This window comes from Donghicola sp., assembly GCF_025210255.1.
Lineage (GTDB): Bacteria > Pseudomonadota > Alphaproteobacteria > Rhodobacterales > Rhodobacteraceae > Donghicola > Donghicola eburneus.
Genome location: NZ_JAOARZ010000026.1, coordinates 64,479 through 79,356 on the forward strand (window position 1 = coordinate 64,479; position 14,878 = coordinate 79,356).

At 59.0% G+C, this 14,878-nt stretch carries 8 protein-coding genes; 1 reads left to right on the forward strand and 7 read right to left on the reverse strand.

The features are described 5' to 3' along the window. Nucleotides 1–56: 56 nt before the first annotated feature. The 6 genes from pbpC to rfbC form a co-directional block, all read right to left on the reverse strand. Nucleotides 57–2,105, reverse strand: a complete 2,049-nt coding sequence (pbpC, locus tag N4A58_RS12545; RefSeq protein ID WP_293710077.1) for a penicillin-binding protein 1C — start codon at nt 2,103–2,105, stop codon at nt 57–59. Beyond that, nucleotides 2,102–7,504 carry an alpha-2-macroglobulin family protein gene (locus N4A58_RS12550; RefSeq protein WP_293710079.1) on the reverse strand — a complete coding sequence of 1,801 codons (5,403 nt, stop codon included), beginning with the start codon at nt 7,502–7,504 and terminating at the stop codon, nt 2,102–2,104. Before N4A58_RS12550 ends, pbpC begins: the two co-directional genes overlap by 4 nt. A gap of 475 nt (nt 7,505–7,979) precedes the next feature. Continuing rightward, nucleotides 7,980–8,855 carry a glucose-1-phosphate thymidylyltransferase RfbA gene (gene rfbA, locus N4A58_RS12555; RefSeq protein WP_293710081.1) on the reverse strand — a complete coding sequence of 292 codons (876 nt, stop codon included), beginning with the start codon at nt 8,853–8,855 and terminating at the stop codon, nt 7,980–7,982. Next, the gene (gene rfbD / locus N4A58_RS12560; RefSeq protein ID WP_293710083.1) at nt 8,852–9,700 is read right to left on the reverse strand and encodes a dTDP-4-dehydrorhamnose reductase; all 849 of its coding nucleotides are present in this window, start codon (nt 9,698–9,700) and stop codon (nt 8,852–8,854) included. Before rfbD ends, rfbA begins: the two co-directional genes overlap by 4 nt. After that, nucleotides 9,697–10,746 carry a dTDP-glucose 4,6-dehydratase gene (rfbB, locus tag N4A58_RS12565; protein WP_293710085.1) on the reverse strand — a complete coding sequence of 350 codons (1,050 nt, stop codon included), beginning with the start codon at nt 10,744–10,746 and terminating at the stop codon, nt 9,697–9,699. Before rfbB ends, rfbD begins: the two co-directional genes overlap by 4 nt. 15 nt (nt 10,747–10,761) lie before the next feature. Continuing rightward, complete coding sequence (gene rfbC, locus N4A58_RS12570; protein ID WP_293710087.1) at nt 10,762–11,310, reverse strand: dTDP-4-dehydrorhamnose 3,5-epimerase; 549 nt, start codon at nt 11,308–11,310, stop codon at nt 10,762–10,764. Between the two features lie 765 nt (nt 11,311–12,075). On the opposite strand from rfbC, the gene N4A58_RS12575 reads away from it, so the two are divergent. Beyond that, nucleotides 12,076–13,242: a nucleotide sugar dehydrogenase gene (locus N4A58_RS12575; protein WP_293710089.1), complete on the forward strand. Its 1,167-nt coding sequence runs from the start codon at nt 12,076–12,078 to the stop codon at nt 13,240–13,242. 6 nt (nt 13,243–13,248) lie between these two features. On the opposite strand, the gene xrtD is transcribed toward N4A58_RS12575, so the two are convergent. Further along, on the reverse strand, nt 13,249–14,844 hold the full coding sequence (xrtD, locus tag N4A58_RS12580; protein ID WP_293710091.1) for a VPLPA-CTERM-specific exosortase XrtD: 1,596 nt from the start codon (nt 14,842–14,844) through the stop codon (nt 13,249–13,251). Between the last annotated feature and the right edge of the window lie 34 nt (nt 14,845–14,878).

The following is a 14,878-nucleotide window of genomic DNA, read 5'->3' on the forward strand; positions in this document are numbered from 1 at the left end:
TTTCCGTCGCGTATCGCGCGGAAATGTCTGGCTTAACCTGCAGATAGCATTCAGGTTTATGGGCTTTCGGTGATTTGGAAGGACGTGCTGGCGCTGCGCCCTTTGGCGTCGATCACAGTCAGCCTGCTGAAGCCCGCACCAATTTGAGGCACTGTAATTTGCCGTGCACGCGGATTCACGTCTACCGGCGCGCCATTAGCGAGCCACGTAAACGGCGGAGCTCCGTCCTGAAGTTTGGCAAAGAGCCCTTCGGGAAGAGCGGTGAGCTTTGCGCCTTCGGGTGGGAAGACAAGCTTTGGGGCGTCGAAATCCGGCAGAACACTGCCGTTGCGCGGAACAAATTCGCGCAGGTTCGGGGGCAGTGCTGCACCCGACAGTCGCAGCGTGTCCGGCGGTGCAGGGGGCAAAGGCGTGGGCCGGTTCGTTGCGCGTTGGTAGGCCGAAAACAGCAATGGTGCCGCGAGATCACCGCCAAAAGCGCCGGGCACGGGGGTACCGTCTGGTCGTCCCATCCAAACTCCGACCACGAGTGCCCCGTCAAAGCCGATGGCCCACGCATCCCTGTGTCCGTAGCTCGTCCCTGTTTTATAAGCGAGCGTTCTGCGCGGCGCTCCGGCGGGCGGGGGCAAATCCGCCAGAATATCTGCCACCTGCCATGCCGCACGCGGTGCCATCAGCCTGTGAGCCGACGCCGGAACATCGGCTTGCCGCCAATGGAGGGGCATGGGCCGCCCCAACCGTGCGAGCCCGCCATACAAGGTTACCAGATCCTCGAGCGTCAGGCCGATGCCGCCGAGGGCGATCGCCAGTCCAGCCTGCCCTGACGGAAGTTTCGGATCGGTCCCCGCAGTGCGCAATGCAGACATCAGGCGGGCGGGGCCAATCGACTCGGTCAGGGCAACCGCAGGGATGTTCAGTGAGAGCTGCAGAGCCTTGCGGAGTGGCAGAGGCCCACGGAAAGCCCCGTCGAAATTCTGAGGGGCATACTGGCCGAAGCGCATGGGCCGATCGTCAAACATCGTTTCGGGATGGGCGATGCCTTGGTCGAAGGACAGCCCGAAAATCAAGGGCTTCAACGTCGATCCGGGGGATCGAACCGCCCGCGTCATATCCAGATAAGCTGCGCCGCCGATTGCCTCTTGGTATCCCGCAGAGCCAACAGAGCCCAAGACTGCGCCTGTGCGGTGATCGGCGACCATGATTGCCAAGGACACACCAGAATGTTGGTTTTTGACAGCCTCTTTGGCGAGTTGTTGGAGTTGCGCCTGCAGGTCAGCACGCAGCGTAGTACGGTGGATCGCAGCGTCCGGTCGTTCCAAGACGGCGCGGTCCGCGAGATGGGGCGCCAGCATAGGCATCGCCGCCCGCCGCTGCGGCAAAGGTGCCGCACGGGCGGAGGCGACCTGTTCGGGCCGCAGCCTTCCTTCAGCGAGCATCCGGTCGAGGACGCGGGATCGAGCCGCGAAGGCCGCATCGTAGTTCCGGTCGGGGCGCCGCGTCTCTGGTGACTGAGGCAGAGCAACGAGCAACGCCGCTTCGGATGGAGTCAGGCGTTTGGGCGGTTTCCCGAAATAAAGGCGCGTTGCGGCGGCGATCCCTTCGATGTTCCCTCCGTAAGGCGCGCGGGTCAGATACAGGTTTAGGATGTCATCCTTCGTCATCCTGCGTTCCAAGGCCCACGCCACACGCATTTGCCGGAGTTTGCCCTGCAAATGGCCTGTCCCGCTGTTCTCAATGAGCCTCGCGACCTGCATCGTTAGGGTAGAGCCACCAGAGACCACGTCGCGATGCCAGATGGCTTGGCCGAGTGCGCGCGCCATGGCCCACAGGTCGACCCCCTTGTGCTGATAGAAACGGCCATCCTCGTAAGCAACCAGCATCTTTAGAAAATCTGGGTCGACCCTGGCCACGCTGGCCTCAAGACGCCAACGCCCGTCATCCACGGTATAGGCGCGCAGCAATTGCCCGCTGTGATCCAGTACCTCTACAGAGGTTTGCTGCGCCAAGGGGGGCAAAACTGTGTCTGCAATCCATTGGTCAAAGCGGTCGCGCACCCCTGCGAGCAGGGTTAGCACGACGGCTAATCCCAGCAGCGCATATCTCATGGTGTGACAGTGATCCGGCCGGTTTCAGAGACTGCGCGATAGCGTGGACGGTACATGTCCTGCACGCTCGCAGCCGGGGCGTGATAGCCCCCTGGCGTGACGGCGCGCACGATATATGCCAGCCTAAATCGTTCGGGGCGTGTCCAGTCAACTGCCGCGACAAAGCGATCGCTGCGGAACTGTGTCATGCGTGTGTCAATTGGCTCGATCCAAGACAGGCTACTGACATCGCCGCTGCGGATCAGGCTGGGATTGTCGATCTCGAATCCAGCGGGCAACGGATCATCGACAATCAGGCGGGCCTCGTGGGGCTCGGTTGGTGTGACCTCTAACACGACTGCGTAACGATTACCGGATACAAAGCTGCCCGTTGTGACCTCGTTCCCGTCCAGATCAAAGATGTGCCGTGTGATTTGGTAGCCATAGCCCCCAGCAGGGAAGGGAACTTCTGGCACCCCGAAGGTGGTCAGCGTCAGGGGCGTGTCCGCGCCTGTGTTCGTGATCTCGACTGGATCGGTTTCTTCGTCGCCCTCTAATAATTGCACGAGGGGGCCACTGACGGGCGCACCATCAATCTGAAGCGCATTTGTTTCGGGGTCATCGACCAAAGCGTGGGCCGCGAGCAAGGTCCAAGCCGCCTCTTGGGTCGAGCGTGGGTCCGAGGCGCGGGTGACAGCCATGGTCAGCGCCTCTTTGTCGATGACGGTGCTGCCCGCCTCGGTCGCGAGCGCGAGGAGGGAAGCTGTATCCCGCAATGTGGTGCCATAGTCGCTACGCATGGCGGTGGTGACTGCGGCGGTGCCAATCATCTGGGCCGACTGCCGGAACATCTGGTCTGCGCGGGTTTGATCGCCGTAGGCGGCCAAAGCGGCACCCAGCTGCGCTGCCGCCAGCGGGGTGGCGAAATCCTCGGCCTTCACGTCCGCATAATAGCGCAAATCACCCATATTCGCGGCCCCTGCGCGGGCCAACACCATGAGGGCGTAGGCAATATCCTGACCGCCCTCGTCAAAGTCGGTAGCGTAGTTCACCTGATTACGTAGGTTATCCAAGGCGGAGCGCAGAGCGCGTTGTGGCACGTCGTGGCCCGCCATATCCGCGCGAGTCAGGAAGTCGGTCACGTAGGCATCCAGCCAGAAATCCCCGCTATCGGCATACCACAAGCCAAAGCCACCATTGCTGGACTGGCGCGTCAGAATCTCGGTGATCGCGTGGTTCACTTTGGCAGATAAATCCTCGGCCTCGGTCATCCCGAGGGCGTTCGCCACTTGATCGAAATAAAGCAGTGGCAGCGCGGCAGAGGTGATTTGTTCAGTGCACCCATAGGGATAGCGGTCGAGGGTGGCGAGCAGGCCTGGCGCGTCAAAGGTCGCCAGAGGACCAGCCGAAAGCACTGCGCGGCCCGTGCCCTTGCGAAGCCCTGCAAAGACGTCATCGCTAAAGGTGAAGGTGTCCCCAGCGGCCAGTTCAAACCGGCGCGTGGTCGCAACCTCTGGATCGTTCGCACGCACGGGCATCCGAAGCACACGTTCCAGCCGCACTCCATCCGGCGTGGTCAATGCAACCTTGACGTCGGGATCGCCGACGGCAGAGGCGCTCAGCGTGATGCTGATCGACTTACTGTCTCCTTCGTCCAGCAGGATGGTCGTAGGGTAATCCCCCAGCATAATACCTTCGGGGGCGGTGACCTCTAGTGCCATCTCGCCTGATGTGCCCTCGGTATGGGTCAACTCCAGCAGCATGGTGCTGGTGTCGTTCGGGGCCAAGAAGCGCGGCAGGCTCGCACTGACGACCACGGGATCGCTCAGCGTGACATCGGCTTGGGCGCTGCCCACGCCTTGGGCCCCCCACGCAATCGCCATGAAGCGCAGTTGTCCGTCAAATGCAGGGATGTCGAAGGTCACCTGCGCTTTGCCCGTCTCGTCCAATTCGACAATTCCTGTGAAAAAAGTCACAAGATCTTCGGTCGGGGGTGGGCTTTGCATCGACATCGCGCCAGCGGCGTCGCCGCCGCTACGGACCGTTCCGCTTGCGCCGTTCAGACTGTCGATCAAGCGGCCGTAGATATCACGGATTCCAACTCCAAGGCGGCGCTGGCCAAAGTAATGCGCTTCTGGTTTTGGCGCGTCGTATCGGGTCAGGTTCAGAATACCCACATCAACCGCAGCGATTGTCGCATAAAGCGGCTTGTCGCCCGCATTCTCGACTTGCAAATCAACGGTCAGAGGGGCTCTGGGGCGGGCGGTGGCGGGCACGCTCAGGGACACTTCGAGATCGCGATCTTCTGGATCGACTCCTGCATGGGCCAGCCCTAGCGCGCGAGTGGGCATCAAGCTTTGCTCTGAGTCCATCGGGCGGACGACGCTGGCGGTCACATAGGCCCCCGCCCCCCAGCCAGATGTCACGGGCAACGAAACAATATTTTCGCCCTTTTTTACTTTGACCGCCTTCATGTCGATCAGCCCTTCGCCAAGGACGGTAATCAATGCGGTGCCTGCGTAACGTGGCACGAGCCGTAGCTTCGCCGTATCGCCTGCGGCGTAGCGCTCTGCGTCCAAGGACAATTCGAGCGTGTCGGGCGTGCTGGCGGCATCAGCTGCGGCGTACCATCCGGCGTCGAAGGCAACCGAGGTCTCGAGATAGCCCGCGCCATCATTTCGAGAGACCACCAATTCGTATTCGCCCCATGTGACGGGGTTTGTAATCTCGACCGGCTCTAGCCCCAGTTCGACTGTCCCTGCGGCGATGCGGGTGCGTGTGGTGATCGGCTCCCAGTTCCAGTCACCATAGAGCTGGTACCACTGATACGTCGTCTCGATCCGGTTCAGGGTCCACGTGACCGGCATGGGCATAGGCTGCCCGCTGGGATTGAGCGCGATCACGTCAAAAGCCGCTTCGCTGCCCTCGGACAGGGTGCCTTCAAAGAGGGGCTTCACGCCGATCAAAGGCGTGGCAGGCGCCAGATCGCGTACGATCTCGCGCTCGACCGGTCGGCCTGACCCTTCGGTCATTTGCGCGGTGACCGTCAGTTTCAACGGGCGATCTGCGGCCTCAACCGACGGGAGCGTTATTGGCAAAGAGGCCATTCCCTCGGTGTCGGTGCTCGTTCCGTTTGGCAGGGCGGCATAGGCGGGTGGCAGGGGTTCGTCATGGCGGCCAAAGAAATAACCCGGATAGTCCTTCAGACCGTCGCGGGCAGTCACACGAAGCGTTCCGCTGATTGGCAAGCCGCTCGCTGGCGCGCCGAAGAGATACATTGCATCGACATCCAGATTGGCCATCTCACCCGCCCGCAAGAGCGGCGGCAGGCTAAGGCCGAAGTCGAAGCGTTCGGGTAGAAAATCCTCGACCAGAACCTTGGTGCTGGCCAAGGCTGGAGCATCTGGATCGCCAAAAATTTGCAGTTCCCATGTTCCGCGCGGTGCAGTTTGACTTATTGGCAGGTCAAAAACATGCCCGCCCGCTGCACCTACCCCTGACAGAGTCCGGCTGTATTCGACCCCGTCAGGACGGCGCAGAAGCGCGGTCAGCGGCAGGTTCCAGATCACTTTGGCTTCTTCGTCACGGGCTAGGGCGGTCGCGCGAATTCGGTCGCCCGCACGATAAGCACCACGATCGGTCGCTAGGAAAAGGTCAACTGGGCCCGCAGGTGGCCGCCCCGCGACCCCCCTGTCTGAAAGGTCGAACTCTGGATCGAGCAAAGACAAGAAAGCGATATCGCTATTGCTGCGCGCCATGACAAGCGCAGGTTCGGCGCCTGACGTGCCTCGGAGCAGACCACTGGCGAACCGCGCGTAGCCGTCCTCGTCCGTTTGAGCGGTGCCAAGAATGGCGTTTGACCGCGAGATGAGCGTTAACCTGACCCCGCGCCGCGCCGTGCCATCGGTCAGGCTACGGGTAAAGACATGCAGGCCGTCGACACCGCTCAGTGTTGTCAGTCCCATGTCGGACAGGACAAACCACTGGGTTGCGGCAGCTTCGGGATCGCCTTGGATACTGGCTTGCAGGGCGTAGATACCCGTGGGCTGACCCGCCAAAGCCGACTTCATTGGCAGGCGCGTGAGGACGCTCTGGTTCAGTTCCATCCCAACCTTTGCGCTGCCCTCCCAAATTTTAGCGCCGACGCCATTGGAGAGGCGGCGTTCTTCGTATCCGTTCAGCGGGCGCCCGAAAATCCGGTCCTGAATGGCGGGCATCAGATTGCGATCGCTCACGTGATAGAGTGTCAGGTCAATAGACTGGGTATTAACCGTTGTGATCGGAATGGCTGGATCTGCGCCGCGTGGCAGCACATAGGCACGACCGGTAAAGGCCAAAGACGGGCTGCGATCGCGTACGTACATTGTCAGATCAACATCGCGCTGCAGTGTTTCGCCGCTCGCGGCTGGCAGGCCTTCGCGCAGGGTGATCCGGTAGCGCGCGCCGTGGGTCACGCCTGTGACGCAAAGGCGATTGGCATCCGCTTCGGCGGCAAGGCCCTGCGTCGCGCTTCTGACAAAATTGGCGTAATCGACACCGCCCTCGACCAGTGGCTCGGAAAATTCGGCACAGATGCGTGGTTCGGCCAGGTCGCTCTCGACCGTGTTGCCCGTGATTCGGAATCCGTACCGGTTGATCGCATGTTCCAGTAGATCGGCGGCTTCTTCTCGCGGCTGCGCGTCTTGGGCCAGTCGCAGTGCAGGGATCATGCGGCGACCTTCATACATACCCTCGAGCGCAAGCGCCATTTGATACAGGGCGCTGGCGCGCGTGCCCGCGTCTGACGCATAGAGGTAGCCGTTGATCGCGGCGCTCAGCGCGTCACTGCGCAAGCTCGCACCGCGGCTGCGCTCTTTCTCTGCGGCGATGAGCGTGAGGCGCGCATACTCGGTCCAAAGGCCCGCGCGGTCCGTGAGGGCGATCGCGGAACCGATAAACGACATTGCAACGGCGATCTCTCCATTTTGCTCGCGCTGCGCGGCGGAGCGCGTGTAATCCTCGACCGTGAAGTTGCCAGGCGCGTAGCGCACTCCAATATCCAACGCGAGTTCCGTCGCGCGATTCAGCATCGTCTCGTCCAGAAAGGCTAGATCAGCGCGCGCCGTTTCAGCAGCAATTAATGTCGCGGCAGGGGTAACAATGACCTTGGCCGAAAGCGCCCCGTCATAGGGAGACTCTTGGGTCACTCCGGTTTTTGGAAAGCACGAACCCGTGCGTGTATTAAATGTCAAAGCGATACATTGTGGATTGGACAAACAGGCCCTTTGGCAGGAGTCGAAATCCGTATCGAAGACAGCCTGCAAATCACCGCCATAGTAATCGACATTTCGCGCGACGTTCAGGCGGCGCTCGGGCAACGCTTCGGCCAAGGCGGTCAGAGGGATCATCAATCCCAACAAGAGAAGAATTCCTCTGAGCATGTTCTTACCTTTCGCTCCCCACCTTTTGCACAATCGTCTCATACAGAGGTTTGTGAGGGCAAGTCATGAAGACTAGACGCAAAAAATCTACTTTATTTTATTGACGATTTCGAACTCGAGGCGACAAAGGTGCCGGATTGGTTTCTGACCGTTAGTACAGCTTATGCGTGTTTTAAAATTTCGCGGTGCTTCGAGAGTATGCAAGCAGAGACTGGCTGAAATTGGCGATCCGGTTCAAAGTTAGGTGCGCGGCGGAAGTCCGCGCTGCTTTGGTCCCAAAGGAATGCTTCCAGAGATGCCTTGTGCTCAGGCCCCGCGGTTAAGGTGGCTTAGAAGCACCAAGGCAGTCCATCCGGTCTACCTCCATGTGATCGCCATGGATGAGATATGCCTCAAATCGAACGCGTGCGAATCTTTGAGTTTGACTGACAGGACCGTTTCGCCACCGTGGACAAAACTCTCGTCTTCGCTGGGTTCAGTTTTTGATCAGGCCTTGGAGGTATTTTCCGTATTCGGTCTTTTTGTAGGTTTCGGCGTGCTGGCGCATGTGGTCGTCGGTGATCCAGCCCTGCAGGTAGGCGATTTCTTCGGGGCAGCCGGATTGCATGCCTTGGCGGACCGATAGGGTCCGGACAAAGTTGCCTGCATCAAGCAGAGAGCCATGGGTTCCAGTATCGAGCCACGCGTAACCCCGGCCCATCTTTTCGACCGTTAGAATTCCCTCTTTGAGATAGCTTTCAAGCAGCGTCACGATCTCCAACTCCCCACGGGCAGAGGGTGTGACTCGGCGGGCGCGGGCAGGGGCTTCGCCGTCGAGGAAGTAGAGTCCGGTGACCGCGTAGTTCGAGGGCGGAACCTCGGGCTTCTCGATGATTTCACGGGCAGTGCCATCGGCGTCGAAGTCGACCACGCCGTAGCGCTCGGGATCGGCGACGTGATACCCGAACACCGTGCCACCCTTTGATTGAGCGTCTGCGCTTTGCAAGACTTCCGGCAGCCCGTGGCCAAAGAAGATGTTATCCCCGAGGACCATCGCCGAGGGCGCGCCGTCCAGAAAATCCTCGGCGAGAATATACGCCTGAGCCAGTCCGTCGGGTGAGGGTTGCACGATGTATTCGAGGCTCAGTCCCCACTGGCTGCCGTCGCCAAGCAGGCGCTGGAACTGGGATTGGTCTGCGGGGGTGGTGATGATGCAGATTTCGCGAATGCCTGCGAGCATCAGGACTGACAGCGGATAATAGATCATCGGTTTGTCGTAGACCGGCATCAACTGTTTCGACACCGCGAGGGTCAGCGGATAGAGGCGCGTGCCGGAACCGCCGGCGAGGATAATGCCTTTGCGTTGGGTCATTCGATGACGTCCAATTCTTCTAAAACTGTGGTCAATGCGGCCCTCCAATCGGGGCGGCGCAGGGTGAAATTCCGCAGGCTCTCGCAGTCCATCCGCGAATTCAGAGGGCGTTTGGCAGGGGTCGGGAAATTAGAGGTTGGAATATCGTTGATCGTAACATTCCGGCCCGCCTGACGGAAAATCTCGCGGGCGAAGTCGGCCCAGGACACATCAGGGCTGCCGGAGAAGTGGTAGGTTCCGGTGCGTGTGGGGTCGACCACCAGCGCCTCGGCCATGGCCATGGCGGCATAGGCGATGTCGCGGGCGGGCGTCGGGCCGCCGATCTGGTCCGAGACCACGTTCAGCATGTCCCGCGTGTCCGATAGGCGCAGCATGGTTTTGACGAAGTTGTTCCCGTGCGAGGAAAACACCCAAGAGGTGCGCATGATCGCATGGGCGCAGCCACTGGCGCGGATGCCCTCTTCGCCGACCAGTTTGCTGCGGCCGTAAGCGTTTGCCGGAGCGGTAGCATCGTCCGGACCGCGCGGGTCTGTGCCGCTGCCGTCGAATACGTAGTCGGTCGAGATGTGGACCAGCGGGATGCGCAGCTCGTCACAGGTGCGGGCCATGGCGGCGGGGGCGTGGCCGTTGATGATCGTGGCCAGCTCTTCTTCGCTCTCGGCCTTGTCCACGGCGGTGTAGGCCGCTGCGTTGATCACCGCGCGGGGGCGATTGTAGAGGATCGCGTCGATGCAATTGGTCGGCGCGCTCAGGTCGCAGGCCGCACGGTCCAGAAACGTCGCGTCAGGGATCAGCCGCCCCAATTCGCGCGCCACTTGTCCCGATTGGCCGAAGACGAGGATCATGCCTTGACCCCCAAACGCTCGCCTACCCCATGGCGGTCTTGCAGTGCGCGCCACCAGCGTTCGTTGTCCAGATACCAGTCAACAGTTTGCGCCAGACCCTCTTCGACGGTGACGCTCGGGCGCCACCCCAGTTCTTCGCATATGCGCGAGGGGTCGATCGCATAGCGGGCGTCATGGCCCGGGCGGTCGGTGACAAAGGTGATCTGATCCGCGTAGCTGCCCGCCTCTTTGGGGCGCTTCTGATCGAGAATGGCGCAGAGGGTTTTGACCAGCTCCAGATTGGTGCGCTCGTTCTCGCCGCCGATGTTGTAGCTGCGGCCCACCGCGCCCTTTTCCACGACCAGCAGCAGCGCGTCCGCGTGATCCTCGACATAGAGCCAATCGCGGATGTTCGATCCATCGCCATAAATCGGCAGCGGTTTACCCGCCAGCGCATTCAGGATGATGACGGGGATCAGCTTCTCGGGGAAGTGATAGGGGCCGTAATTGTTCGAGCAGTTGGTTAACACCACCGGCAGGCCATAGGTCTCGTGCCAGGCGCGAACCAGATGATCACTGCTGGCCTTGGAGGCAGAATAGGGGCTGCGCGGATCGTAAGGCGTGTCTTCGGTGAACTGCACTCTGAGATCATTGGGGAGCGATCCAAAGACCTCATCGGTCGAGATGTGGTGGAAGCGGAAGCTTTCGGGTTTGCCTTGCGCGGTCCAGTAGGTGCGCGCGGCCTCGAGCATGTTGAAGGTGCCAGTGACGTTCGTCTCGATAAAGTCCGCCGGGCCGTCGATGGACCGGTCCACATGGCTCTCGGCCGCCAGATGCATCACCGCATCAGGCGTATGCTTGGCAAACACCGCATCCAGCGCGGCGCGGTCGCGGATATCCACCTGCTCGAAGGCATAATCGGGGCTGTCTGCCACCATCGCCACATTATCGAGGCAGGCAGCATAGGTCAGCGCGTCCACATTCACGACCTGATGGCCACGGGACATGGCCAAGCGCACCACGGCAGAGCCGATAAATCCTGCACCGCCTGTGACGAGAAGCTTCATGGGAATTCCTTGGTCTTAAAACGGGGTTTTGAACTCTGAGAGCGGCACGGCGACCGCGTCTTTCTCGGACAAGACAGGGTCAATGCCGACATCTGGCCAGTCGATCCCGCAGCTGTCCCAGCGCACGGCACCGTCACATTCGGGGGCATAGAAATCTGTGCATTTGTAGATGATCTCGCTGTCCGGCTCGAGGGTCATGAACCCGTGCAAAAACCCGGCGGGGATCATGAGTTGCTTGCCATTCTCGAAGCTCAGCTCGACCCCGAACCACTGCCCGTAGGTCGCACTGCCCGAGCGCACATCCACAGCCACATCAAAGATCCGCCCGCGCCCACAGCGCACCAGTTTGGCCTGCGCATGGGGCGGGCTTTGGAAATGCAGACCCCGCACGGTCCCGACCTGCGACGACAGCGAATGATTGTCCTGAACAAAGGTGTAGTCCAGACCCTGCTCGGCAAACGCACGCGAGCTCCAGCTCTCCGAGAAAAATCCGCGGTGGTCCCCAAATCGACGGGGAGTCACAAGGATCACGTCGGACAAAGGCGTCCGCTCAAAATCAGTCATAAAAAAGGCCTGTCTTCTCACTCAGGTCAGCTTGTCGAAAAAAGCTTCCACCTTTCAACAGCATAACTCAACAAAAATACTGACAGTTTTTAAATTCCGTTTACGCGACAGAAATGCTGTATTTTGAATGTAACTATCTAAAATATCATAATGAATCCGGCTTTTTCAAAGGCCGCGTGCTGATGCTTCGGATGGATGCGCTTGCACGGGGGTTTTGCATGAACGTCGGGTGCAGGGCTTTTTGTAAGTCTGATTAGAATAAAGTACTCCGGCCTAATTTTTGCCGTATTTTCGCCCTGAACGCGCCGAAACATTGAGGCGATCTACAAGGGATTGTTCCACACCGTTTCGGTGTTTTTGTGTAGGTTGGCCATGTTAGGCGGATTGGTTTCTGGAATTATTGCCGTGTATTCTTCTGCGCTGCTTCTGTGGTGCTTGGGAATTGCGTTCGGCACCACCGGTCTGATCGCGAGCGTCTTTGGCGGCGCGGTCTTTGTTATCGTGTCACTGCTGCCAAGGCGGCGCCATTCCTCCGCAGAATCAGAAACAGGCAGTTGCCCGCGCACACTGTGATGCGCAGGAGCGGAATTATGCCTTTCAGTTAGCCGCTCGCCGGAGGGCTTGGCGCTTGCGCCGGGCTCTCCGGTACTTTCTGGCAGGGTTCTGAAAACCCGCTCTTTTCCAATAGTAGTCGATGCTGATAGACCGTTCCCGATGCCCGTGAACATGAAAGACGGGTCTAGATTTGAAGACGGGATACAAGAGATGAAATTTGTTGTCGCTGGCATTGGGTATGTGGGCTTGTCGAACGCTGTTCTGTTGGCTCAGAACAACCCGGTCGTTGCGGTCGATATCTCGGAACAGCGAGTGGCAGATGTGAACGCCCGCAAAAGCCCGATCGTCGACGCAGAGCTCGAAGAATATCTGGCTAACAAAGACCTCGATCTCACGGCGACCACAGACCTGTCGGGCGCAGCAGCGGATGCGGATTTCGTCATCGTGGCGACGCCGACCAACTACGATCCCGTCAACAATTACTTCGATACAAGCAGTGTCGAGGCAGTGATCAAATCCGTTCTTGCCGTCAATGCCAAAGCCGCAATCATCATTAAATCAACGATTCCAGTGGGGTACACAGAGCGTCTTTCTGCGGAACTCGGCACGGATCAGGTCATCTTCAGCCCTGAATTCCTGCGCGAGGGCAAGGCGCTGTATGATAACCTACATCCCAGCCGGATCGTTGTGGGTGAGCAAAGCGAACGGGCAAAGAAATTCGCGGACGCTCTGCTCGAGGGCGCGATCAAGAAAGATGTCGATGTCTTGTTCACCGGCTCGACCGAAGCTGAAGCGATCAAGCTTTTCGCGAACACTTACCTCGCGATGCGCGTTGCGTATTTCAACGAGCTTGACAGCTATGCGATGGCGCTTGGCCTCGACAGCCGTCAAATCATTGAGGGCGTCGGCCTAGACCCTCGAATCGGCAGCCATTACAACAACCCAAGCTTTGGGTATGGCGGCTATTGCCTGCCCAAAGACACCAAGCAGTTGCTCGCAAATTATTCGGAAGTGCCGCAGAACATCATTCGCGCGATTGTGGATGCAAACCGGACCCGTAAGGATTTCCTATCTGATAGCATCGTCGCTAAAGGTCCCAAAATCGTGGGTATTTACCGATTGGTTATGAAGGCTGGATCAGACAACTTCCGCCAAAGTTCGATTCAGGGCATCATGAAGCGGGTGAAGGCTAAGGGGATTGAGGTTATTGTTTACGAGCCCGTGCTGGAGGAAGATACATTCTTCCACTCGCGCGTGGTCAATGATCTGGATGACTTTAAGGCCGAGGCAGACGTGATCGTGGCGAACCGTATTACGGACGATATTGCCGATGTTGCGGATAAGGTCTTTAGCCGCGATCTGTTCGGTTCTGACTAAGCTATCCTAAAACGGAACGAAGTTTGGCAAGCGGGTCAGGCTTCGTTCTACCAAATCCTGTAGTCTGGCATCAGCTTGCGCGATGACTTCGTGCGGATAGATCGGTGTCACATAGCGGACCAAGGCGCCATCGGTGCGGCCTTGGATGAGGCTATCGCTCAGGACAGACAGCTTTGCCTTAAAATCGTTGGTGAGCCGTTTGCCACGCTGTTCGAACCAGTAGTACACGAGTTGCTGCGCGGTCCCGTTCTGGATGATCGCGCGGTTTACTGAGAATGCCCCATACATTCCCGTAGTTTGTAGCGTATAGGGCGCAATCTCGTAGATTTCCCAACCTGACGAAGGCAAGCAAACCTCAGGGGAATGGATGCCTTGGCCTTCGGTCTGACGAGCATAGTAGGCCACGAACATGTTTGCTGCGCGACCGGTGTCCGAGTCAACGAAATGCGCGTTCAGATAGTCGTCTGCTGCGAGCACACGCTCAATTTCGGGCTCGAGCGTCGAGGTGCTCCCATGCCAAGGTCCGATCTCTCTTGGAAAGAGGACGAATGGCTCGCGGTGGATCGTTGTCGTCGCCGTGCTTGGCCAAAGGACCCAAGTCGCGGCCAGTCCGATCGTCACCGCCGTGTTCCCGTAGACCGCGCGCGATGCTGCAATCTGGGTGACGCGACTGACAATTGGCAGCAGTCCGTCGAAATCTAGATCAAGCGCATCAAGAAGGGGGCGGGGTGCACGTTCCGTCCTCTGCAAAAGCCACGCCATCGCGAAGAGGATGGCGATACAGGTCAGAAAGATGACCCAGCCTTCGAAAAAGTGCAAAAAGCCTTCGGCTTGCTCGATGCCATAGCTATTGACCAACAACCCGATGATCCCGATCCGCACGGAATTCATAGCGACCGTAAGCGGTGCAGCAGACAGCAAGAGTATGGCTTTGTGCCAGAGCGGCCCTTTGTACAGGATTGAAAAGAGGTATGAAAAGCTCAGAATTGGGAATAGATAACGCAGGCCAGAGCAGGCTTCGGCAACCTGCAGTTTGTAGACCCCAAGGTCGATGATGTTGCCCTCTAAGTAAACAGGGACACCAAACGCACGCACAATCCAAACGCCCATTTCAGAGCTAACGCCCTGCAAGAATGTCGTTAGGTTCCAGTATAGGAACTGCGGTAGGGGCAGCATAAAGATCAGATGAAACACGGGCAGCATGTGCAAACGCCCACGTCTCGCGCCAAAATAGGTCAAAACGATTCCCGCCATCCACAGGATGAACCCATAGGTGACGATATCGGGAATTCGGGTCACATTTCCAAGTAGGGCGACCAAGAGTGCAGCGAGGGTCACGCCGATCCCGAGTACACGGTCTTTTGGTGCAGGGTCAGCAGGAGGAAGCTCTCGCAGTTCGCGCAGGAACAGATAGAGCGAGATGATCGGGATCAGTGGCCCGTGGCTGTATTCAGGTCGGCTCCATGCGTCCAATAGATCCGCAAATCCAAGCCAGAAGATTGGCAGCGAACTGAGCGAGAGCAGGAGAATTCCCCAAAACCCGCCCGAAAAGCGGCTCTGCCCGCCGCGTATAGCGCGTGCTTCTGTCGATGAAAATGCCATCGTGCCTACCCGAAAAAAACTCATAAAAACGCAG